22 protein-coding genes, 1 pseudogene and 1 riboswitch are annotated in these 22448 nt (G+C 37.9%); of the genes and pseudogenes, 13 read left to right on the forward strand and 10 right to left on the reverse strand.

Annotated elements, in window-relative coordinates:
- Positions 1–14 precede the first annotated feature (14 nt).
- Together AC5WOC_RS00340 and AC5WOC_RS00345 are read left to right on the forward strand one after the other, a co-directional pair.
- Positions 15–1226 (forward strand): ATP-grasp domain-containing protein, encoded by a 1212-nt coding sequence (locus AC5WOC_RS00340; protein WP_496053423.1) that lies wholly within the window; start codon positions 15–17, stop codon positions 1224–1226.
- A gap of 102 nt (positions 1227–1328) precedes the next feature.
- The gene (locus tag AC5WOC_RS00345) at positions 1329–1580 is read left to right on the forward strand and encodes a hypothetical protein (RefSeq protein ID WP_496053424.1); all 252 of its coding nucleotides are present in this window, start codon (positions 1329–1331) and stop codon (positions 1578–1580) included.
- Between the two features lie 133 nt (positions 1581–1713).
- Here the strand turns inward: AC5WOC_RS00345 and AC5WOC_RS00350 are convergent, their stop codons facing one another.
- The 6 genes from AC5WOC_RS00350 to AC5WOC_RS00375 form a co-directional block, all read right to left on the reverse strand.
- Positions 1714–2529: an alpha/beta hydrolase gene (locus AC5WOC_RS00350; RefSeq protein ID WP_496053425.1), complete on the reverse strand. Its 816-nt coding sequence runs from the start codon at positions 2527–2529 to the stop codon at positions 1714–1716.
- A 674-nt stretch (positions 2530–3203) separates the two neighbouring features.
- On the reverse strand, positions 3204–4685 hold the full coding sequence (locus tag AC5WOC_RS00355) for a carboxylesterase/lipase family protein (protein WP_496053426.1): 1482 nt from the start codon (positions 4683–4685) through the stop codon (positions 3204–3206).
- 470 nt (positions 4686–5155) lie between these two features.
- On the reverse strand, positions 5156–5314 hold the full coding sequence (locus tag AC5WOC_RS00360; protein ID WP_496053427.1) for a hypothetical protein: 159 nt from the start codon (positions 5312–5314) through the stop codon (positions 5156–5158).
- A 42-nt stretch (positions 5315–5356) separates the two neighbouring features.
- The gene (locus AC5WOC_RS00365) at positions 5357–5812 is read right to left on the reverse strand and encodes a hypothetical protein (protein ID WP_496053428.1); all 456 of its coding nucleotides are present in this window, start codon (positions 5810–5812) and stop codon (positions 5357–5359) included.
- A gap of 127 nt (positions 5813–5939) precedes the next feature.
- Positions 5940–6518, reverse strand: a complete 579-nt coding sequence (locus AC5WOC_RS00370; RefSeq protein ID WP_496053429.1) for a TetR/AcrR family transcriptional regulator — start codon at positions 6516–6518, stop codon at positions 5940–5942.
- Positions 6519–6716: 198 nt separating this feature from the next.
- Entirely contained in the window at positions 6717–7658 is a 942-nt protein-coding gene (locus AC5WOC_RS00375; protein ID WP_496053430.1) for a DMT family transporter, read from the reverse strand.
- A gap of 759 nt (positions 7659–8417) precedes the next feature.
- A riboswitch (SAM riboswitch) is annotated at positions 8418–8519 on the forward strand.
- 105 nt (positions 8520–8624) lie between these two features.
- Here AC5WOC_RS00375 and AC5WOC_RS00380 point away from each other — a divergent pair.
- The 11 genes from AC5WOC_RS00380 to AC5WOC_RS00430 all read left to right on the forward strand — a co-directional run bounded on the left by AC5WOC_RS00380 (position 8625) and on the right by AC5WOC_RS00430 (position 19241).
- Positions 8625–9644, forward strand: a complete 1020-nt coding sequence (locus tag AC5WOC_RS00380) for a methionine ABC transporter ATP-binding protein (protein WP_496053431.1) — start codon at positions 8625–8627, stop codon at positions 9642–9644.
- Positions 9634–10296 carry a methionine ABC transporter permease gene (locus AC5WOC_RS00385; protein WP_496053432.1) on the forward strand — a complete coding sequence of 221 codons (663 nt, stop codon included), beginning with the start codon at positions 9634–9636 and terminating at the stop codon, positions 10294–10296. The genes AC5WOC_RS00380 and AC5WOC_RS00385 overlap by 11 nt, the downstream gene beginning before the upstream one ends.
- 1 nt (position 10297) lies before the next feature.
- Entirely contained in the window at positions 10298–11119 is an 822-nt protein-coding gene (locus tag AC5WOC_RS00390; RefSeq protein ID WP_496053433.1) for a MetQ/NlpA family ABC transporter substrate-binding protein, read from the forward strand.
- A 16-nt stretch (positions 11120–11135) separates the two neighbouring features.
- A complete protein-coding gene (locus tag AC5WOC_RS00395; RefSeq protein WP_496053434.1) occupies positions 11136–12326 on the forward strand; it encodes a M20 family metallopeptidase in 1191 nt (396 codons plus the stop codon).
- A 613-nt stretch (positions 12327–12939) separates the two neighbouring features.
- A complete protein-coding gene (locus tag AC5WOC_RS00400; protein WP_496053435.1) occupies positions 12940–13392 on the forward strand; it encodes a hypothetical protein in 453 nt (150 codons plus the stop codon).
- 8 nt (positions 13393–13400) lie between these two features.
- A complete protein-coding gene (locus AC5WOC_RS00405) occupies positions 13401–14963 on the forward strand; it encodes a hypothetical protein (protein ID WP_496053436.1) in 1563 nt (520 codons plus the stop codon).
- 14 nt (positions 14964–14977) lie between these two features.
- Positions 14978–15184 carry a hypothetical protein gene (locus AC5WOC_RS00410; protein ID WP_496053437.1) on the forward strand — a complete coding sequence of 69 codons (207 nt, stop codon included), beginning with the start codon at positions 14978–14980 and terminating at the stop codon, positions 15182–15184.
- A complete protein-coding gene (locus tag AC5WOC_RS00415; protein ID WP_496053438.1) occupies positions 15181–15702 on the forward strand; it encodes a hypothetical protein in 522 nt (173 codons plus the stop codon). Before AC5WOC_RS00410 ends, AC5WOC_RS00415 begins: the two co-directional genes overlap by 4 nt.
- Positions 15702–17249 (forward strand): AAA family ATPase, encoded by a 1548-nt coding sequence (locus AC5WOC_RS00420; protein ID WP_496053439.1) that lies wholly within the window; start codon positions 15702–15704, stop codon positions 17247–17249. Before AC5WOC_RS00415 ends, AC5WOC_RS00420 begins: the two co-directional genes overlap by 1 nt.
- 197 nt (positions 17250–17446) lie before the next feature.
- Positions 17447–18883 carry an amino acid permease gene (locus tag AC5WOC_RS00425; protein ID WP_496053440.1) on the forward strand — a complete coding sequence of 479 codons (1437 nt, stop codon included), beginning with the start codon at positions 17447–17449 and terminating at the stop codon, positions 18881–18883.
- Positions 18884–18947: 64 nt separating this feature from the next.
- Entirely contained in the window at positions 18948–19241 is a 294-nt protein-coding gene (locus AC5WOC_RS00430) for a transposase (RefSeq protein WP_496053441.1), read from the forward strand.
- Between the two features lie 25 nt (positions 19242–19266).
- Here AC5WOC_RS00430 and AC5WOC_RS00435 read toward each other — a convergent pair whose 3' ends face one another.
- The 4 genes and pseudogenes from AC5WOC_RS00435 to AC5WOC_RS00450 form a co-directional block, all read right to left on the reverse strand.
- Positions 19267–19890: a PspA/IM30 family protein gene (locus tag AC5WOC_RS00435; RefSeq protein ID WP_496053442.1), complete on the reverse strand. Its 624-nt coding sequence runs from the start codon at positions 19888–19890 to the stop codon at positions 19267–19269.
- A 24-nt stretch (positions 19891–19914) separates the two neighbouring features.
- Positions 19915–20295 (reverse strand): hypothetical protein, encoded by a 381-nt coding sequence (locus AC5WOC_RS00440; protein WP_496053443.1) that lies wholly within the window; start codon positions 20293–20295, stop codon positions 19915–19917.
- A 215-nt stretch (positions 20296–20510) separates the two neighbouring features.
- A pseudogene (locus tag AC5WOC_RS00445) lies at positions 20511–20897 on the reverse strand (CAP domain-containing protein); the annotation flags it as partial.
- Positions 20898–21513: 616 nt separating this feature from the next.
- Entirely contained in the window at positions 21514–22281 is a 768-nt protein-coding gene (locus tag AC5WOC_RS00450; RefSeq protein ID WP_496053444.1) for a DODA-type extradiol aromatic ring-opening family dioxygenase, read from the reverse strand.
- Positions 22282–22448 lie beyond the last annotated feature (167 nt).

Genomic DNA, 22448 nt, shown 5'->3' on the forward strand with positions numbered 1-22448 from the left:
AAAAGAGTGATGAGATGAGTATTTTAATATTAAATCGTGTTGCACGTGACCTTGCTCCATATGAAGATTGGCTAAAAGATTTGCATGAGGATCTTATTTTGTTGACAGCAGATGATTATGAAGCAGATTTTACTGCAAGTAATTTTGCCTACTTTGAGTCTTTTCCCAATTATAACTATAATGCAAATGTAGAAGCGCGTGCTATTGAGTTATATGATCGCTACAAATATAGGGCTGTTATTGGTCTATCTGAACGTGATGTTTTACGTGCAGCGTATTTGCGCGATCGATTTGGAATTGAAGGACAAACATGGGATAGCGCTTGGAATTTTCGCAGTAAGATTAAAATGAAGGAATTAGCAATGGGACATGGGCTGCCTTCTCCAGCATTCAAAGCAGTAGAAAATAGTTTTGATTTACTAGAGTTTGTGGAACAGCATAAATTACCTGTTGTACTAAAACCGATCGATAGTGCAGGGTCTGTTGGTACAACTGTTATTGAAACTCATGAGGAATTATTCACTCTTTTGCAACAAGGAGTTCCCCATGGCTGGGAAGTAGAAAAGTTTGTAGAAGGAGATTTGTACCATGTTGATGGGTTTATTTATCATGGAGAATTAGTATTCACGTCTGTAAGTAAATACGTAGAATCATGTTTATCCTTTCACGAAGAAGGGAAATTTACAGGGAGTTATATTGTTGACCAATCAAGTGAACTAGCCTTAAGGATGTCAGATAGAGCAGCGAAACACCTACGTATTATGGCTCCTCCTGAGCATACACCATTTCATGCAGAATTTTTCCATACTCCTGATGACAATATTATACTTTGTGAAATTGCGAGCAGAACGGGTGGAGGTAGAGTCAATATCCAAATTGATCAGTCATTTGGTATTAATTTGAATAAATGTTGGATTTATTCTCAGTTGGGTATTCCTTTAGAATTGCCCACTGGCGGCAGAAAGCAAGTGAAACCGAGCGTACTAACAGGTTCTGCTCTCCTTCCCCCGCGAAAAGGTGTGTTTCAAGGTTTTAGTGCTGAAGTTTGGCCGGATTATGTCACTGAATACCGCTTATTGGCCAAGCCAGGAGAAAAATTTGACGGACCCAAATCAAGTGTCGATCATATGGCATCATTAGTTGTGGTAGCAAGCAATGAACAAGAAATGGAAGACCGTCTCCAAGAATGCAATCGAATCTTTCGTGAACACAGTGTCTGGTCTTGATGGTTAACCCCTCTATGGAGGGGTTTTTTTGGATAGTAAGAAAAAATCTGATAATTGTTGTATAATGAAGTGGTCCAGATAATCCAACACTTAGGGGATGAAATGAGAGTTAATGAAAGCGGAAATCTTCTTCCTAAAAATGGACAAGAAGTGAAAGTCTCTTTTTTTCTGATCAAGATTGAGAGCGGGCGAGTTGTAATTTACTACAATGGAAGAGTCGTTTCCAATGCACTCTCTGTTCAGGAACTTCTTTCAAATGGTATGTATGCTCGTTCAGTAGATGTGGAAGGGTATAATATCTCTGTTCAAGCTGCTGTTCGAAATACAAATCTGAAAGTAAGGGTTACCAAATAGTCATTTCTAAGTGTAAAAAGGTGGGTAGAATTAATGTTCTGCCCACCACGAATAAAGGAAATGTCTGCTTAAAACTAAATATAAAACTTGAACGGCGGCTACCCAAGTAAGATAGCTGCCGTTTCACTGATTTTTATTCGTTTATTTGTCTAATAAACCAGTGAATCATTTCACAGACTTGTCTACATGAATAATCCAACAGACAGTTGTGCTGTCCTGAAAGGACATACACATGATTTGTTACATATTTACGCACTCGTCGCATGGTTCTCTTAATATCAACTACTTCGTCATCTTGTGCAAGCAACACCATGGTTGGCTTTTTGATTTCTGTATGTTTCACAAGACGATTTGTAAAATGGATGACCCGATAAAGTTCAAAAACGGAGTGAATAGGACGATATTCCTCTGATCCGCGATAAGAAGCAAAGGGGACATCAGATGGTTTAAAATAAATTGTCGGGCGGACTCGATTGATCCCATAGGCGATTTTTCGATCAAAAGTAGAGCGATGGAGATTACCCAAAAGGTGTTCGAAAAGCGGATTCAAGTAGAATGGAGAGCTAATGGGAATATTTCCGATTACTTCCAATCCGCATACCTTTTCCAATCGATCTGCGAGAATAGTAGCTTGGATCGAAAAAAGCCCTCCCATCGAAAAGCCTGCCAAAACTACTTTTTTTACTCCAAACTGCTTACATTTATAAATCTGAGACCAAATTGATTTCCACCAGTCCTGCCAAATGAGATGAATGGAGTAAGGTGGGTAATCAGGCACAAAAACAGAATATCCTAGGCTATTCAAGTAATAGGCAGCAGGTAGGATGGACATAGGAGTTTCTGACCATCCAGGAATGATGATAATCAAAATGCCATTTGTACCTTCAAGATAAAATGAGTCATGTGTAGGTTTTGGTAGTTCGATGCCCAGTAGATCATTGTATGTCATGATGCCTACCTTTTGGTTGAATAGAAATACACTTACTTAAGTGTATCTTTAAAAAGAAAAAATTGTCAATCTTGCAACAGAATATTTTATAACATTGCGAGCGAGAAAACCCACGGTTTAAATCGTGGGATGAAAGCGAGCGTTGAACGAGGGTAAGGAATTTTCCTTCACTAGTTCAATCTTTGGAAAAAGCAAATTCACAAACAAACATTCCCATGTTAAATATATGTATAGTTGTGACAGACGAAAACCAAGTTTGCTCGCGGCAAAGAAGAAATCAACAAACATAAACCGTGGGGCGCACGGGGTTAGCTTGGTAATGAAATAGTCATGAGGCTATCGTCCCAAGAATCCAACGGCTTTAGCCGTATGGAGTTGTCAAAAAGAAATCATAGTATCTAAAAAAGAAAATTTGTGCATCGAAACAGAGTTTCCATACAAATAAACCAACTACTAGTATGTTAAGCAGTTGGTTTATTTGCTCTATTCATGATGAATCCTAATCGTTCTCTTGCAAAGGAGGAGAATTATCAATGGGACTCGTTGTTTTAGGTTCCATATATAATGTTTGATTTAATGGCATCTGCCTTATACTAATTAACATCTAACTTCACTCAATTGACCTACAAAGCATGACGTTTCTTGTAAATCAATGCACTTAATTATTCTATTTTTCAGAAGCGATTTATCTCAGCTAAGTCACCTACAGTGCCAATAACAGAAGCATATCGCATGGTTTTTCTCTGATTTGGCTCATAAGACGGCCATGGGATGGAAACACCAGGATTGCCAGTTCGTATAAACCCTATCCAAGCACTACTAATAGCAGCTGATAAATCAGCAACAACCTCTGAATCAGCCCCTTGCAACATCGGCGCATCACTACATGCTTCGAGATTTCCGAAAACAAATGGCACTTCTAGACAATGGCAGGCTTTAAGGGGAGATCCAGGTGGTGCCCAATCAAACTGATAAACCCAAGCACGACAGCCAGCTTTATGAACTGCTTCCGCTAACCTAAGAGAAGGAAACAGAAAAGTATAGTCAGTCATCAAGTCAGATAGCAGATCGATATTTGTGCTGCCGGGTCTTCGTTGGCGGTATTGCTCGAGTGCATCTTTTTTCCCAGTTAAAGCAATAAAACGCTCATGCACCAAAGCTGGATCAGGGTCTTTCATGTTTCGAAAAAGAGTATTACCCTCTTCAGTAGTGGTACCAATAATGAGATCAACACCTGCTTTAGCCGCACCTTGTGCAGTCTTCTCAATAAAACGATCAGTAGTAGAAAGAGAATCGAATACTGGCATAAAAGGGAGAGCAACTTCACCAAAACGCGTAATTTCCTGAGCCAATTTTTCCGATGCTTGTATGATTTGAGTAGACGATATGGCATTCAATTGAGTGATGATTACTTTTGGATCACTCTGATCAACATTCAAAATATCCAGAAACCGCTTGCCATATTCAAATGCTTCTGCTTCCGATCTAGGAGGAAGACCTACGGACGCACTTTGTAATATAGCTCTTTGGAAAAGACCATGAGCTTCTGGCATTGCCAGTAGGCACATAATTGCATTTGCTCCTGCTGATTGTCCCATAACAGTGATCCGTTCAGGATCACCACCAAAGCACGCAATATGATCTTGCACCCATCTCAGAGCGGTAAGAATGTCATAAAACCACATTTTCCCATCGCTAACCCCAGGATAATGCAAAAATCCAAAAGCACCCAGTCGATAATTAACTCCCACGGTAACGATGTTTCCATCGTTAGAAAGTTCTGCTCCGTCGTACCAGTCTAGCGACCCAGCGCCAGTCATATAATGTCCGCCATGTATCCAAACGGCAACAGGACGTTTTTCCACATCAATGGCAGGCGTGGAAATCGTGAGGGATAAGCAGTCTTCTCCTTGTGGCAGTTCAGGAGAATCTCCGACTACATTGCGTATTGGAGAAGGAGGTTGGGGTGCAATATTGCCATGTATATTTGCATCTCGAATTCCCGTCCAAGCAGATACAGGGCGTGTAGGCGAAAAGCGAAATTCCCCTTCAGGTGCATCAGCATAAGGAACACCACGAAACTGAATTACACCTTTCCTCCGAATACCTTGAAGCGCACCAAGAGTGGTTTGTACGATCAGTGATTCGTTTCTCATAAAAAATATCTCCTTTACTTTTCCTAGTGAATATGGTGGGGCTTTTTGAATTCGCTAAATATATGTGATATAAAAATATTTTGTATATTACGATAGAATTTCTCGATGATTCCTCTCTTCTGGCGTATATTAGATTAAGTTTTCAAGAACTTAAGTCCTTTATAATACATGGAGATGATCTCATTATTTGCATTTCTGTCAAAGTATACATAATCCATCGTTCCTTTCAATAGAAATATATCTTTTTGAAATAGGTTTAACATTATTGGAGAAGTAAGAACTTGTGCTTGCAGTTGATTTCCGTTTATATCGATAGAGATAAATTCATAGTCTCAGATTGATAATTACCCATATATTGTAAAAACTGTTTTTCCACTTTCATAATAATTAATAGGAGAATCCTCAGGCAATCGGATCATGCGAGGAGAGTTTTCCTCATCACGAAAACCAAAACCTTTTTCATAGAAAACCTAACCATCTTTTGCAAGTCCAATTGCTATACAAGGTAAGTTTGACTCTCTCATTCCTATTTCTACATAATCTTCAAATATATCAATCCTGTGCTTATTTTTCATAAATCCCCTACTCCAAAAGTTTTTTGTCTCTTTGCTTTTTTCATCAAAACCCATTTGGTACTCACTTGTCTTAAGCATTTATCGAAAGTATGGAACTCATGCTTTCGGAGTTTTCCATAGCAGAATGACGACCAGAAGTCCTGCTAGGCACGGTAGCAATCCAACCAAGCCTAACAACGGCGGCAGGCCAGTGTCTCCGGAAGTGTCTTTTACAAGTAGATTGAATAGAGCGATGATCGTACTGAGTATGAACATCCCAGTTGCCGCCCATCGGGTCCATCGTTTGTCTTCTCTGGAGCCCCAAATCACATTAAGCCAACTGAGGATGCCCAGCACTCCAATGATGGACAAATAGATAAGATAGATCATAACTGCTGAGTCAATGCGCGATTGACTGTATGAAGGGTAGCTGTCCTTGATGTGGTTTGCTAGTACGTGGACAGTGAAATGGTCAACATACAAGATGATCATGGTTATAATGGTAAGCACAAGACCAGCATACATTGCAAGGATAGCCGATCTCTTAGATGGAGAGTTTGTGATCGATTCCATACTATTCACCTCATTCAAATTTCTATAAACTGTGGAACAACAACTTACTGATAAGTTAAGATTCGATAATGAATGAATTATAAAATATTCATTCACTCAAAATCAAAAAAACAGGGGTGATCATACACTATTTTTGGAAATTAGTTAAACCCCTTATGATAAATTCTGCTAAATACAGAATAATTTGCGGAAAATGTTGAATCCCGATTTCTTCCTTATGTGTATCGATATAGACTAATGAATCGAAAAAAGCAAGAAGCAGTTCATCATCTATATCTTCTCTTATTCGGCCCTCCATTTTCCATTTCTTAAATAATTCCTTATACATATTAGGCAAGGAATCATTACTCTCTGCACTTTCTTTATGGTAGATTTTTTCCAATTTGTGAAAAAAATCCGGGTTATACCATTCTTTCAGTATTGGATTTGAATGGATGGCATGTATGTTTTGTTCTACTATTTCTTTTACAATGGAAACAGGATCTTGATTCAGATCAAGAGATTCCATGATCGCCTTTTTCAGTTGCTCGTTTTCTTTTGTGTAGATTTCTACGAACAGTTTTTCTTTTGATGGATAGTAGTTATAGAACGTACCAACTCCGATACCAGCATTTTTAGCGATGTCGGAAATGTTCGTATCTTTAAACCCTTTTGTCAAGAATAACTCTTTTCCACATCGGAAAATATCCGCTTTTTTATCCTTCAATAAACCCCCCTCTTTCGAATGAATATTATTTAATTCATTCATATTAAAGCAGAGACTTCCCTTTTTGTCAATTCTACATAGGGGTTAATTTAAACCCTTATTTTTGAATGAAACACCAAATCATTCGGTGATACTTTTCTCGTCATCTATGAAATATTAAACATCATAACTGATTCCGAGTAATGTGGAACAAAGGGATTATGAAGTAATTCCCGATATCACTTGTTCTTTATTTTTTGTTCTCTTATTCACCACCATGATACCAAGGCAAACGAGAACCAGTCCACCAAAAGTCAAGATACTCAATTTTTCAGACAGGAGGATGGAAGAATAAAACACACCAAATATCGGGATCAAAAAAAGAAAGACAGATGCTTTGCTCACTGGATGATAGCGAAGTAAAATATTCCAAAAAAATGTTCCGATCAATGCTACCAATGATAAGTAGACAAACGTAAGTCCTGATTGAATATCAAAATGAAAAGGTAAAAAACCAGCTTTCCAAATACCTACACTGATAAGGCATAAGGAACCGACAAACAATTGATAAAAGGTGATGATATCAATTTCAAATCTAGCAGATTCGTGCCGTGCTAATAGATTTCCTGAAGCAGCTGCTAAATTAGAGAGGAGCAGTAAAATTTCTCCCAGTCCAAATCCTATCTCCATGGAAATCGAATGCAGACTCACAACGACGATCCCTAAAAATCCGATGCTGATGCCCAATGCTTTGCGTAAATTCAACCGATCATTTGTATCAATAAAGTGTGCTATCAAAATTTGAAACAAGGTTGAAGTTCCTGTAAGTATAACCGTAGTCATACTTGAGGAGATGCTTACTCCTACATAGAAGAAAATATATTGCAAAAAGTTTTGTACAAATCCGACTTTGCTCAAAGAGCGAAATGCAGAGCGCTGGAAGACACGTTTTTTGCTGATGAGTCGAATAAAAACGTACAGAATAAGCGCAGATAAGAGGAAGCGATAACCAGCAAAGACAAGTTCTGTACTATAGTCATGTGTCTGGATGGATAGCCATTTATAGCTGAGTTTGATAAGAGGAGCTGGACTCGCCCAAAGTAACGTAACGATCAAAATGGTTGCACTAAATCCTAGCGGGTGGGTGACAAACTTTTTCATATCGTTCTTTCCTTCCTCCATAATTTCGAATCTTGTTTTTTAGAGACATGAATGAATATTAATATATTCATTCATATTAGAGCAAAGTCTTTCCTTTTTGTCAAGTTGAACACGGTTACGACAGTTGATATGATTTCAATCAAGTGTTTTTGTTCGTATTTCGAGCGAGAAAATCCACGGTTTCAATCGTGGGATGAAAAGCAGCGTTGTTCGAAACCCCAAAAAAAGGGGTTGCAAGAACAACAAATCTTTGTATATTAGAACACATGATCGGTGATCATCCTACTGGTAGTAGGTTTGTTCTTTGAAAATGTAGTGGTATAGGGTTTCGGTGGCAAATGGATACGTCTCCCACCGAGTAAAACCATTAGAGGCAGGAAAAGAACTAGAGCGCTGGTAACAGGCGTTCCGCCCATGTGGGTACACTTCTAACTGCATGGGATGGGCTGATGAGACAGCCCCAAACTTAGGAGTTGCACAAAACAGAAATGGACGCATGTAGCAGAACTACCTAAGAATCCCACGACTTTAGTCGTGGAGAGTCTCAAAAAGTTGATTTCTAAAAAATCATTTAATTCAATATCAATATCTAAATTGGTTCTATCCCTTCATTAATTGATTGTTTTTCCTAAGCTCAATTAACTGTATTGTGTTGGCAGTATATCTAACTGTATAATTTTCTTTTTAATTACAGTGATTCCTAAAAACAGATTGACATACTTTGTATTTAAATATAAAATGAAAAAAATTAAATATCACTTCTTATCGAGAGAGATGGAGGGACTGGCCCTTTGATATCTCAGCAACAGATCATTTGATACTGTGCTAATTCCAGCAAGCGGAATGCTTGGAAGATGGGAAGAGTTACTTAAATGAACGGATAAACATTTAAAACGCCTCTTTCTATTTTTAGAAAGAGGCGTTTTTTGTTTTTCGTTTAAACTTTTTGTGAGAGGAGGAAGAAGATTGATTGAATTAGTAGATATCAGCAAACGCTATCCTGGTTCACCTGCCGTAGATGCTTTAAAGGAAGTATCTCTTCATGTGCAAAAAGGAGAAATTTTTGGTGTTGTCGGTGTAAGTGGAGCTGGGAAAAGCTCTTTGCTCCGTTCAGTTAATTTCTTGGAGAAACCAACTTCAGGAGAAGTCAAGGTTGATGGTATCTCTTTATCTACTTTGTCAGCAAATCAACTCCGAGAAACACGTAGAAAAATAGGAATGATATTTCAGCAGTTTCATTTGTTAGAAACAAAGACGGTGTTTCACAATGTGGCTTTACCACTCTATTTAACTGGAAAGAAAAAAGGAGAGGTAGAGAATAGAGTACTCGAATTGCTTGATTTTGTTGGTCTTGCGGATCGGGTAGATTATTATCCCGGACAGCTTTCAGGCGGACAAAAACAACGAGTTGGGATTGCTAGAGCTTTAGCAACTGATCCTCATATTTTATTGTGTGACGAAGCAACATCTGCCCTTGATCCTGATACAACTAAGTCCGTACTTGATCTATTACGTAGGGTGAATAAAAACTATGGAATTACCATTTTATTAATCACACATGAAATGGATGTTGTTCGCAAACTTTGTGATCGGGTTGCGGTTTTGGATCAGGGGAGGATTGTAGAGCAAGGTTTTGTCTACGATGTATTTACCAATCCAAAATCAGATACAGCAAAACGGTTTGTGAGTACAATTTTTCAACAACAACTTCCAATAAGTATTCGAAGTTTATTAAAAGAACAAGTAAAGATTTATCGCATTACATTTACCGGGAGTAATGCAACAGAGCCTTTGATTGCAGAAACAATCAGAAAATTCCAGACCAATATCAACATTTTGCAAGGAAATATAACCGAATTGCAAAGTAGGCCTTTTGGAGATTTGTTAATCAGTATTGAAAGTGATGAAAAAAAAGTGGAAGAAGTTATTCGTTATTTAAAAGATAGAAAAGTATTTGTAAGGGAGGTGAAAGGAGATGGTGTTTGATTGGGCTGTTTTTTGGCCGCAGTTAGTAGATGGCATTTTGGCAACGCTTATTATGGTTTTTGTATCGCTTGTATTTTCCATACTTCTAGGTTTTCCATTAGGCGTTGTACTCGTAGTGACAAGATCGGACCATATTTTGGAAAATAAAGTTGTGTTTACGATATTAAATACCATCATCAATATATTTCGGTCAGTCCCATTTATTATTTTATTGGTTGCCATTATTCCTTTTACTCGTTTGGTAACCGGTTCATCAATAGGCACTGCGGCAGCGATTGTTCCTCTTATTTTTTATGCAGCCCCTTATTTTGCACGTTTAGTAGAAAATTCTTTATTAGAAGTAGATAACGGAGTGGTGGAGGCAGCCCAAGCGATGGGTGCTACTCCTTGGCAAATCATTTGGCGATTTCTTTTGCCGGAATCCCTGAGCTCTCTATTTTTAGCGGCGACGATTGCTACGATTGGATTGATTGGTGCCAGTGCAATGGCAGGTGCAGTTGGCGGAGGTGGATTAGGAGATCTTGCGATTACATACGGCTATAACCAGTTTGAAGTGCGTGTTGTGATTATTACGGTGATCTTATTAATTATCATTGTTCAACTTGTACAAACTTTAGGAAATTATTTAGCCCGATTAGTGAGGAGAAAATAATATGAAAAAAATATCATCTATTGTTATAGCACTACTGCTACTTGTAGGATTGGTGGCAGGCTGCTCAAGTAAAGATAATCAGACAATAAAAGTAGGAATAAGCAGTTCTGATACAAAAGTTTGGGAGTTTATTAAACAACAAGCACAAAAACAAGGTTTAACGATTCAAGTTGTTACTTTTAATGATTATGTGCAGCCTAATCTATCTCTGGCAGATGGCAGTTTAGATGCAAATGCTTTTCAAACAGTTTCTTACTTTAATGAATTTAAAAAACAAAGAAAACTTGATTTAAGTGCCATTGGTACAACTGTGCTTGCTCCCATGGGTGTTTACTCCAAAAAGTATAAAGATATTAGTCAAATCCCAGATGGTGCAACGATAACCATTCCAAATGAAGCAAGCAATGGTGGTCGAGCATTGCTGCTTTTGGAAAAAGCAGGTTTGCTAAAATTAAAAGATGGTTTTAACGGCAAAGGTTTGACAGAGGCAATTGCTTCCAATCCGAAAAACTTAAAAATCGTTACCGTTGCTGCTCCGCAAACACCACGTTCGATGGATGATGCTGCTGCAGCAGTAATCAATAATGGCATAGCTGTAAGTGCTGGATTAAGCCCAGTGACAGATCCGATTTTTAAAGAGGATAAAACAGCAAAACCTTATATCAATATTATCGCAACGCAAACAAAAAATAAAAATAATGCCAATTTGCAGAAGCTAGTGAAAATCTATCAATCTCCTGAAGTTGCAGCATATATTAAAAAAGTTTATAACGGCGGTGTAATTCCTACCGTGGTTCCTGTCTCCGAAATCGAAAATCTTTAAAAGGTGAGTGAATCCAATGACAACCAAAACAATATCAGTTCGTGAAAAAGTGGCTCAATTTATAGAAGAGAATCGAGAACGATTAATACAGATCAGCCATGATATTCATGAACATCCGGAGATTGGCAATGAAGAGTATTATGCAAGTGGTATTCATATACGATTATTAGAAGAATATGGATTTATAGTCGAAACAGATGTAGCTGGGCACCCAACTGGGTTTATCGCTCGGAAAAAAAGCAACATATCCGGTCCCGTAATTGGATATCTAGCGGAATATGATGCTTTGCCAGGTTTGGGACATGCTTGTGGACATAACATCATTGGCACAGCAAGTGTAGCAGCTGGAATAGCGTTAGGAGAAGTCATTGAAGAAATAGGCGGGGAAGTGGTAGTGTTTGGCACGCCAGCAGAAGAAGGAGGGCCAAATGGAAGTGCCAAAGCTAGTTTTGTCAAAGATAATCGTTTTACTGGTATTGATGTTTGCGCTATGCTGCATCCAAATAGTGAAACTGCGAAAACAACACCATCTCTTGCACTGGATCCGCTTATTTTCTCCTTCTATGGTAAAGCTGCTCATGCTGCTGCTGCCCCTGATAAGGGAATTAATGCTTTGGACGCAGTAATCCAACTTTACAATGGGATCAATGCATTACGGCAGCATGTTCCAGATGATGTTCGCATGCATGGTGTAATCACTCATGGCGGGGATGCACCGAATATTGTTCCAGAATACGCAGAAGCGAGATTTTATTTGCGGGCAGCAAAACGCAAAACATTGGACGAAGTGACTAAAAAAGTAAAAGCCATCGCAGAAGGCGCTGCACTGGCTACTGGAAGTCGCGTAGAGATCAAACCTTTACAAAATGAAATTGATGAACTCATCTTAAACCCAACCTTTGATGCCATTCTCATAGAAGAATTAGAAAAGCTAGGAGAAGTAATCGTAGATGATGTTTCTGGTTTAGGTTCCACAGATGCAGGGAATGTCAGTCATGTTGTGCCTACGGTTCACGGGTATATCAAGATTGGCTCAGCTGATCTCGTTCCGCATACGGTTGAATTTCGAGAAGCTGCAAAATCACCCCAAGGAGATGAAGCATTAATTCGTTCCAGTAAAGCGTTAGCTTTGACAGGAATACGCATCATAACGGAAGAATCTTTGCTGCCAGCTATTCAAGCGGATTTTCGAATAAATCGAAGGTAAAGAATAAGATCTACTTTTTATATTTTAAATTAGTTGACCGACTGAATAATCAGTCGGTCTTGTTGTATCGTATTTGATGCTATATGTTACTGACCATATTTTATATGTACAATACTTCAACAAATCTCCAAACGGTTTAAGAATAAGTAGCCCCATAAGTCTGACCATTCTTGTCATAATAAATCCACAATTCATCTAGACAATTCCTAGTTCTTTACTTTCCTCATTGACGGCGTTTCTTACAATAAAGACAAATTTTTTTAGTAAAGTAAATATAGAGTGCATCTTTAATAATATAAGTATCGCTTCTATGCATACCCCTTATATACCTTCTCTGTATGGAGGGTGCTTGATATCCTTATCGTCCACTGGTTCTAGCAGTGTGACCGTCCATCTGGGGAAAGTTGGAGAGTTGAGCGCAGTAACCCGCATGGCAAAACCTTTCTAACATAGAGACTGAATATCCTATTTTATCGAATATATCACATATTTACAGTACTCACTGGTAAAGAAAACAAAGTATTAAAAATGAAACGAAAAACCTGTTCTTTTTTGTATGTGCTTTTTGCAATATAATGAAGGAAAGTTATTTTGGGGAAAGGGGCGAAGAGGGTTGCGAAGACCAATTATTCCAGGGTTAAAAGAGCGAGAACAAACGGATCACTTGGTCAGTCGTCCTATTACTTCTGCATTGGAATTACAAGAACGCCTAAGAAGAGAACGAAAGAGTTCATACATGGAAGCGATTGGAAAATTAGATACAAATACAAAAATAAATATAGATTCTATTTTGCAGAGTATAGAACAGGAATTTTCAGATATTTCGTCAGCAGACCAATTGATAGGCATTATAGCAAAGTGTTATTTAAAAGGAGATTATGATGTGCACTTGCTTGATCGAAACCAGAAAATTATGCAACATTTGAAACAAACGGATGTTTTGCCTGCTGTGTTTCATCAAGCGAGAAGTCTTGCACTTCATAAACATTACGCATTTATAGAAGTATATCCAGATTGTTTACGAGCAGTATCGTTAAATGGAGAGGTTTCTGTTGTAAAGGAGTGAACAGGCTGATGGCACAAGATGAATTGCAATTAGCAGAAATAAAGCTGGTGAGAGTAAGGCAAGAGTTAGAACAAAAATATGGTCATTATGACCAAGTGAGGCGTACGGCTACAGGTATTTTACAAGCGATCGATTTATCACTTGTCCGTTCAAGTATTGTCAAGAGTGTTACCGAAGAAATGATGATCACAACGCCAAAGTATTGGCTTGCTCCCGCACTCGTTGCCCTTACAGGATGGTTAAATGATCAACGGGAATTAGCAGAACGAGCTTTAGAAGAAGCAATGCGTCGAAATCCAAAGAAGACATCTTTGTTTTTTGCACTTGTCAGTAGAAGATACAATCGGCAAGTTGCTTGCAGGCAGTGGTTTGAACAGTATTTTCGTGAAATGAACCCAATGAAAGTTGATCGGGACATGATCATGGTGCTAGATGGGATCACCAATGGTGTTTTCCCATTATCCATCACTTCTGACTTTTTAGATCATAGCAAAAAATGGAGTGAAGAACTCGCCTCCAATGTTGAATTAAAAAAAGAGGAACGTGAAAAATGGCGTGATGCATTGTTTCAACGAGTGGAATATCCGTTGATGGATGAAAAATATCCTTATTTAGTGGAGAATACATTATCTTGGGGTGAGATTGGTTACTCTGCACAAATTGTTCAATACCATGATTTCATTGGAGATTATATGAAAAATGTTCTTAACCGATCCATACATCCTTCGCCACAAGTAGAAAAAGCAATTGACAACCTTTTAGATAAATTGGTCTTTCAGTATGAAGATGAAGAATTAAGTTTACGCCAAGAAGAAAGAAAAATGCAGATTATGATTGAAGTAGACGGCGACAAAGAGCAAGCAGATAAAAAAATGGAAGGAGAAAAAGAGTTATTTGCTCCTGAGCAAAATTACTTGGAATTATTGCGAAATATGGCAATGTATCCAGAAACGCTTCAAGTTTCCCCGCTTACACAGCGATTTGCGCTTGCTGTTCTCAAGGATGTCATTATCGAAACGCATAGTGATCTAGCCACTTCGATACGCAAACAAGTCCCTGTTGATATACAGCTCATTACTCCTCGGAAAATTCATGAAGTAGACTTGATGGCTGACTGGAGTTTCGAAACAAGAGATGGCTCAAATATGGAAGAATGTAAAAAATCGATTCAAGAAGCATTGAAAAAATCGAACAAAGAGCGGATCAAAGAAATGTGGAAGGTTCGATTTTCTGGAGAGTATATCAAACTTAAAAAGATAAAAGTAATTTTAGCAGCAGTTTTAGGAGTAGGAGTGATTTATGCATCTCCGCTTTTTGGATCTATTGGTTTACTAGCAGCAGCAGTCGGTTATAAATGGCTGCGAGAGAAGCCTTTTCATGATCAGTTAAAAGAAGTTGACCAGTATGTACAGACAGAAATTTCAGCGACTATGGCAGATGTTGTAGATTACCGGCATGAATTTGATAAAGCAGATGAGAAAGCCAGCCGATTACCAGAGTTATTAAGACCACTATATGTAAATGAAATGTTACAACGGAATTATGATAAAGCACGTGTAATTGTTCGATAAAGGAGGTTTTTGTAATGAGCGATAATCCTTTTAAAGAAGAAGAGTCCATGAGTGTTTTCAAAGATGCTCCTGCTGCCAATGATGATAGCAAAGCTTCTGTATTTACTTCGAATGAAACAAAAGAATCAAAGCCAGAATCACAGGAAGATGCTTATTCTCGATTTCCAAAATGGGATTTGCTTCCTCCGTTCAAACTCATTAATAGAGGAGGGAAGAAATGAGCGAGCCGTTAAAAGCGCCTTCTAGTTATGCGGAGTGGGTAACTTGTTTCGAACAATTGAGCGAAGGTCAACGAGATGAAGAATTATTAGAAGTTACAGCAAAAGGAACCGTTCCTTGGACACCTGGAATTGCCCAACGTTTTGCTGAGCGATTGATGAGTGCTATTTCTGAGCGATTACAAAAAGCGGTAGATCTGTTCAGTAAAGATTTACAACGCGCAAAAGGGGAAGAATATGCAGTTGTTCAAGCCATTTTGGCGATCCGCCGACAAATAAGGTATCTTCTCCTATTCGTAAAATTACCTGTGTTTCCAGAAGAAATACGAGAAACATTTACAGAAGAGATAGAGAAAAGCGCTCAAAATATCCAAGATCAAATTTTGCAAGAAGTGAAGAAAGATCCAAATGGTAGATTGGTTCGAGTCGTACAGCATACACCGATATTGGTGCAAGAAAACCCCATTGCAGATGATGCCCCAATTCCAATGGGGAAAACAAAGAGGAGAATTATATTCTGATGAGCGATCTAAATTCTTTCACAAATATATTGGAACGGTATTTAAAAGCGCGTATTCCATTTATATCGATTCGAAGTTCAGAGCGATCCCGCGTGTTAGAGGTGATTCGTAACTTAGCACAAAAAATAAACATTCCTACTTATGTACACACCTTATCACAAGGAATGAGAGACTTAGTTCAGCAGCGTACAGTGAGCGAAGATCGCTCAATTATGGGGGCAGTTGATTTTATTAGCAGTCAGTTTTCCCAGCGGCAAAATCTAACCTATGTCCTTACGGAAGTTTCGGATTTGGAAGATGATACTCCTACTGCTCGGTATTTTTACGATGTTGCCATGCTTGCAGCAGAAACAGGCGGATCTGTTATTGTCATCACATCCAATCCAGTATGGAATTCCTTAGCACGACTTGGCATGTCTGTGACATTAGATGTCCCAAATGAAGATGAGATGCTCCAGATTATACAAGAACAGATCAGCCCGTATCGTGGTCAAATGCCTATCAATTGGACGGATAAAGAAGAAAAAGAAGCAGCAGCAATATTAGCAGGTATCAGTCAAATTGAAGCAGAAAATGTGATTGCTACTTTATTAGCAAAAGGAAAAATAGAAAAAGAAGATTTGATTGAGCTTTCACAAGTGAAAGATAGCGTTTTCTCTGATATATCTGGTTTGGAGAGAATTTATATCAAAGACCAGGATTTAACGGTAGGCGGTTTAGAGGGACTACGAAAATGGCTGGATCACGAGCGGCCGTTGCTTACCGCAGATTTGAGAGAAAGAGGCATTCGTCCTCCTCGTGGTGTTTTGCTTGTAGGGGTTCCTGGTTGTGGGAAATCGTTATCAGCAAAAGCAATATCTGCGAGTTGGAATCTGCCGTTGTACCGATTGGATTTGTCTACCATTTACGGGCAATATGTTGGGCAGTCCGAAGGCAGATTAAAAGCTGCTTTGAGTACTGCTGATCATGTAGCACCTTGTGTATTGTGGATTGACGAGATAGAAAAAGGATTAGCAGGAACACAAGATAGTTCCGGGGTTACGAATCGATTAGTCGGTCAATTTTTGTTCTGGTTACAAGAAGCGAGATCCCGAGTGTTTGTCGTTGCTACTGCAAATGATGTATCCAAATTACCTCCAGAACTATTACGTCGTGGACGATTTGATGAGTTATTCTTTGTAGATTTACCAACTCCAGAAGAGAGGAAAGATATCATCAATATTTATATTCATCGTGGTTTAAAACGAAGTCTGGATGATCGATTGTTAGAGGAACTTGTTCGTTTATCCGAAGGGTTTGCTGGTGCTGATATTGAATCTGCTGTTCGGGATGTGGTAAAGGAAGCATTTCTAAAAGGAGACAGCTCAATCACGGTCGATTTATTTCGAAGGAGTTTTCAAAATGTCGTGCCTTTATCCCAGACGAGCCCAGAACAAATTCAAGCAATTCGCGCTTGGGGAAGAGAGAGAGCTGTCCCGGCTTCAGGAAGGCCGATTGCTGATGACCCCACACTTGGTCAAATAAAAAGAAATATGCTTTATCATTGATGCAAATGATATTTCTACGCTGAAGAAAAGGTAAAATTTAAAACTTAAATTCATATATATATCTGCATTCTGTATTTTCTTGATGTTAACATAATTATTTTAAGCAAATAATCGAGATTTGGAGTGTGATATGATATATTATTTTTATACCGCTATAAAAGCGGTATTTTTAAATCAAATACTGGAGGTAAGCCAGCTTGGAAGAAAATAACTTACAGCGACAATTATCGTCTAGACACATTTCAATGTTGGCAATTGGTGGTTCTATTGGAACAGGATTATTTTTAGCAAGTGGAAGTGCTATTCATGAAGCTGGAACTGGAAGCGCAATTTTGGCATATGCTGTCATTGGTGTGATGGTATTTTTCTTGATGACTAGTTTGGGAGAAATGGCAAGTTATATGCCTGTTACAGGATCTTTTTCCACTTATGCTTCCCGTTTTGTAGATCCAGCACTAGGTTTTGCACTAGGTTGGAATTATTGGTATAACTGGGCGATTACTATCGCAGTCGAGTTGTCAGCAGGATCACTTTTGATGAAATTTTGGTTTCCAAAAACCCCTTCTTATGTTTGGAGTCTTTTATTTTTATTTGTATTTGTGATTTTTAACCTGATTTCTGTGAGAGGATTTGGAGAATCCGAATTTTGGTTTGCTTTAATCAAGGTAGTAGGTATTATCATTTTTATCATTGTTGGGCTTCTGATGGTATTTGGTGTGATAGGCAATTCAGCTTCAGGTTTCTCTAATCTCACCTCTGGTCATGGTGCTTTTCATGGTGGTTTCTTTACACTTTTTCAATTATTGATAGTAGCTGGATTCTCTTTTCAAGGAACTGAATTGGTAGGGGTAACAGCAGGAGAAAGTAAAGATCCATCCAGGTCATTACCAAAAGCAGTAAAACAAATTTTTTGGCGTATTTTACTCTTTTATATTTTATCTCTATTAGTGATTGGCCTTTTGATCCCTTCAAACGATCCTAGTTTATTAGCAGGGGATGAGACGCATATTGCCATGAGTCCTTTCACCATTGTCTTTACACAAGCTGGATTATCAGGCGCAGCCTCATTAGTTAACTTTATTGTTTTAACAGCTGTTCTTTCTGCTGGTAATTCAGGAATTTATGCATGTACAAGGATGTTATGGAATTTATCCAAAGAAAAACAAGCACCAAGAAGACTCGGAATTGTAAATAGACGAGGAGTTCCTGTCTTTGCATTAGTTATTACGATTTTTGTAGGTGCACTTACATTTCTATCTTCATTTTTTGGTGATGGAACAGTATACTTATGGCTTTTAAATGCTTCTGGTTTATCTGGTTTCCTCGCTTGGTTAGGTATTGCGATCAGCCACTACCGCTTCCGTAAAGCTTGGATTGCTCAAGGGAAAGATTTAAAAGAACTGCCTTATCGAGCAAAGTTATACCCTTTCGGGCCTTTATTTGCAGGGATATTATGTTTTGTTATTATTTTGGGACAAAACATACAAGCATTTACAGGAGGACATATTGATTGGAATGGTGTTTTGGTATCATATATTAGTATTCCATTGTTCTTGTTATTGTTTTTTATCTATAAATGGAAGAAGAAAACCAAATGGATTCCTGCGGATCAAGTCGATTTAGATAATAAATAATTTTATGTACCTCACTGGTGTATGGTTGCTTATGGAACAGTAAAAAATATTACTGGTGATGACATTGGAAATTTTTCTATTAATTGGAATTATATTCGTTCCGCTATTGATGATCTTGGTGCATTGGATATGGAAAAATGCGGCTTTTTGGTTCTCCTTAGCTGCGATGCTATGTTTTATTGTGTTTGGTAGTATTGCAGCAAGTGGCATCTATACAATTATCCACGATCAAACTGTATTTATGACTAGAATCCATGGTTTGTTTTTAAATCCATTTTTCCTAATTACCGGATCGTATCTTGGTCTATATATTCTCTATCGACTATGGTGGATGATCTTCCATCATAATAAAAAATAAAGAACAGAGATAATTTCTCTGTTCTTTATTTTGTTTCTTCACTAACTTTTAATTTGTTTATTTGTAGATCAATTTCATCTAGTTCATCGATCTCTGTTTTTTTCGTTAGCTCTCTTTGACCATTCAAATAGTTGATTTCCTCGTTAATGCGTTGAAAATCGTTTAACATTTCCTCTGATTTTAGTGACTGCAATGTTTGATCTATACTGTGCTGTGCTTTTGCTCTGCTTACTCGAGCGATGAGGCTGTTTTTCTTATCTACTAAATTTAAGTATTCTCTTTCGAGTGTATAAAGTTTATCTTTTAGCTCATTAACTCCTGTTTCTGTTTCTTCTATATAACTTGCATATTCTTCTGATTTTTGTTCATAATGAGCTTTTTCGGCAAGTGCTTTATTTGCCAGCTTTTCTTCACCGGCTTTTTCGGCAATTTGCGATTGTTTATCTCTTTTCACGATAAGTAGTTTTGCTTCTTCATGTTGTCTTTTAAAATTATTTAAGTATCCAATCTGTTTGCTGATGACATCTTTTACATCCAAAATTTCTTTCTCCAAATCTTTCAGATACTGTTTTAGCATAGACTCTGGATTTTCTATCTCATTTACTACTTGTCGGTAAGTTGTTTTGAAAAATTGACGAAAGCGTCCCATTTCTTATCTCCCCCTAGATGTAAATTAGTTCGTTTTGTTTTTTTCAACAAACTCTTTCCATTCAGCATCAAAGCTGTTGTCGAATGTACTTTTTGAAAATGATGCACTTCGAAAAGAAGCGGAAGGAGCTGGTTTGGAGTCGATTAATTTCCAACCAAAATAAAGTAATGCACAGCCAATTAGAAGCATAAATAAGAATGGAGCATTAAACAGACAGCACAGAGCAGCTAGTCCAAAAGCTGCATATGCGATGTTTCGATCTTGTTTGGTATGTGCGTTTTTCCATTTTTTTGCTCCATAAAACAGTAGCCCTCCCAGTAGCGCCAAAAGAAAAATATGTCCAAAATGCACTAGAAGAACAATGGAGCCAATAATAAGCAAGCTAATGCCTACAAACTTCTTCACGATGATCCCCTCCTTCGTTGTTGTTGATTTAAGTTTAGGTTAGATCGGAAGGATGTAAAACGATCCAAAGAATTATTTTTGTCTAAGACTTTAGTCGCAGTAGGATAAGTTAGTATCTTTACACATTAATTTGCTATTTTTTTGATTCTTCCTTTATGAAAAACAGTTATTTCTACATAGAATAAATCTTAATAGACAAAGAGCAGTGAAACGCTTCACTGCTCTGAATAAAACTGTTGTGTCCAGTATGTTCCATATTGTCCGCCGCCTTCAGCATAACCAATGCCAATATGGGTGTAGTTTTTGCTAAGGATGTTTTCCCGATGGCCTTTGCTGTTCATCCAGCCCTTCATTACTTCTTCCGGTGTTTTATATGCAGCAGCAATGTTTTCGCCGCAATAACCGTATTTTACTCCTTGTTCTTTCATGTGGTCACAAGGGTCTCCATACGTTGGAGAATGGTGATCAAAATAATCTTTGTCACGCATATCTTCTGATTTTTCCCGAGCTAGTTGACTCACTTTCATACTGAGCTTTAAAGGTTTTAGGTCGTGTTTTTTTCTTTCTTCATTTACTAATTCAAATACTTTTTTCTCGTATTCATGCAATTTGTATTCTTTTCCTGATGTTTCTGCAAAAGTGGCTGGTGCAAAAGATAAAACACCTGCAATTAAAGCGAAGATAAGCAATAAAGGAAATAATCGTTTCAAATAAACCCCACCTCCTGTATTAATATTCGGAACTATTTTTATTTTAATGGAAAAGTCTTCTGTTTGGGGTGGCAATAACATTAACATAATCATTTCTTTTTTGCATTTATTCCTATATTTTGAAACGGTTGAAGCATAGAAGGAAAGTAGGGGGAGCATGGCCGAATTGTGATCTTAACTTGAAATTAAGTTGAAATTAGTATTCGTGAGCATACGCCTGAAATTATGAATTAATTGTTGTGGATATTAATTCAAATGATGAAATTGGCGCTTACTTAAAGGAGCAAAGACTTGAGGAAACATTCGTGATTCTTTACGGTGAAAACAGTAAGTACCTTATTTCCAGATTTTTTGTTTGAAGTCGAATCGGTAACTACAAAGGTGTTAGGTGTTGATGGTAACGCCAAATTATTTTTATGGGAAATTTTCATTTAGAAAAAAGGTTCGGAATCCAATTTGATCCCGAACCTATCAATTACTTGTAAAAGCAAAGAAAAAAGCCTAGAAACTAGAGATCGAAGCCAAAACATAGATAGCTTAGGTTTCCCATTTCATAACCTTGAAATAAAACAGCTGCTTGTTCGGTGCATGTACCAGCTGTGATGAGAAATGGTACAAAGTGCTCTGCACGTGGAACAGCTTTATTCGCATGAGGCGCGAGTGTTTGATACTGCACGAGTGCCTCTTTATTTTGCGTAGCAACCTGATTGATCAACCACTGATCAAATTGCAGTGCCCATTCTTCTGGTTTTTCTTGATCCCATTGAAGCAGCCGTAAATTATGAACCGTAGAACCACTACCGATAACCAATATGTCTTGTTCTGCTAAGTTTTGAAGTGCTTCACCGATTTTTAATTGTTGTTCGGCAGGTAGAAGGGGATTAACCGATGCTTGTACAATCGGAATAGACGCATCAGGGTAAAGGTGCTTGAGCAATGTCCATGCGCCGTGGTCCAATCCTCTTTGCTCATCAAAGGAAACTTCTATGCCTTTGTCGGTTAAAAGTTGTCTTGTTAGCTCAGCTGTTTTTGTACTCCCTTTTGCAGGATATGTTATTTGATACATTTCTTCTGGGAAACCACCAAAATCGTAGATTGTCTCGTATGTATGATTATGAGACGATAAGGTAAGTTGTTCTCTTTCCCAATGTGCAGTAAAAAGAACAATTGCTTTTGGTCTGTGTAATTGTTGTCCGATTTTTTGTAAAAATTGCGTATAGGGATCATTTCGTAAAGCAATGAGTGGGGAACCATGGGATAAAAACAGAGAAGACATAGCTACTACTCCTTTTTGAAATAGATTCCCCTAATTGTTATATAGAAAAACATTATTTTTAGAGCAGACGGGACTCCAAATATTTTTTATTATGCAGTTTCTTGCTATTTCATTATGTTCATAAGTTTTGTTCGGATCGCTTTAACATTCTTGTTATGCGAAACTGT

Source organism: Shimazuella sp. NTD247 (genome assembly GCF_059510415.1).

Coding starts and splice junctions, on each gene's coding strand:
- AC5WOC_RS00385 (WP_496053432.1), top strand. CDS start 9,634: ATGGTGTTTGATTGGGCTGTTTTTTGGCCGCAGTTAGTAGATGGCATT.
- AC5WOC_RS00435 (WP_496053442.1), bottom strand. CDS start 19,890: ATGGGACGCTTTCGTCAATTTTTCAAAACAACTTACCGACAAGTAGTA.
- AC5WOC_RS00340 (WP_496053423.1), top strand. CDS start 15: ATGAGTATTTTAATATTAAATCGTGTTGCACGTGACCTTGCTCCATAT.
- AC5WOC_RS00410 (WP_496053437.1), top strand. CDS start 14,978: ATGAGCGATAATCCTTTTAAAGAAGAAGAGTCCATGAGTGTTTTCAAA.
- AC5WOC_RS00365 (WP_496053428.1), bottom strand. CDS start 5,812: ATGGAATCGATCACAAACTCTCCATCTAAGAGATCGGCTATCCTTGCA.
- AC5WOC_RS00360 (WP_496053427.1), bottom strand. CDS start 5,314: ATGGGTTTTGATGAAAAAAGCAAAGAGACAAAAAACTTTTGGAGTAGG.
- AC5WOC_RS00350 (WP_496053425.1), bottom strand. CDS start 2,529: ATGACATACAATGATCTACTGGGCATCGAACTACCAAAACCTACACAT.
- AC5WOC_RS00375 (WP_496053430.1), bottom strand. CDS start 7,658: ATGAAAAAGTTTGTCACCCACCCGCTAGGATTTAGTGCAACCATTTTG.
- AC5WOC_RS00450 (WP_496053444.1), bottom strand. CDS start 22,281: ATGTCTTCTCTGTTTTTATCCCATGGTTCCCCACTCATTGCTTTACGA.
- AC5WOC_RS00355 (WP_496053426.1), bottom strand. CDS start 4,685: ATGAGAAACGAATCACTGATCGTACAAACCACTCTTGGTGCGCTTCAA.
- AC5WOC_RS00420 (WP_496053439.1), top strand. CDS start 15,702: ATGAGCGATCTAAATTCTTTCACAAATATATTGGAACGGTATTTAAAA.
- AC5WOC_RS00415 (WP_496053438.1), top strand. CDS start 15,181: ATGAGCGAGCCGTTAAAAGCGCCTTCTAGTTATGCGGAGTGGGTAACT.
- AC5WOC_RS00390 (WP_496053433.1), top strand. CDS start 10,298: ATGAAAAAAATATCATCTATTGTTATAGCACTACTGCTACTTGTAGGA.
- AC5WOC_RS00405 (WP_496053436.1), top strand. CDS start 13,401: ATGGCACAAGATGAATTGCAATTAGCAGAAATAAAGCTGGTGAGAGTA.
- AC5WOC_RS00395 (WP_496053434.1), top strand. CDS start 11,136: ATGACAACCAAAACAATATCAGTTCGTGAAAAAGTGGCTCAATTTATA.
- AC5WOC_RS00345 (WP_496053424.1), top strand. CDS start 1,329: ATGAGAGTTAATGAAAGCGGAAATCTTCTTCCTAAAAATGGACAAGAA.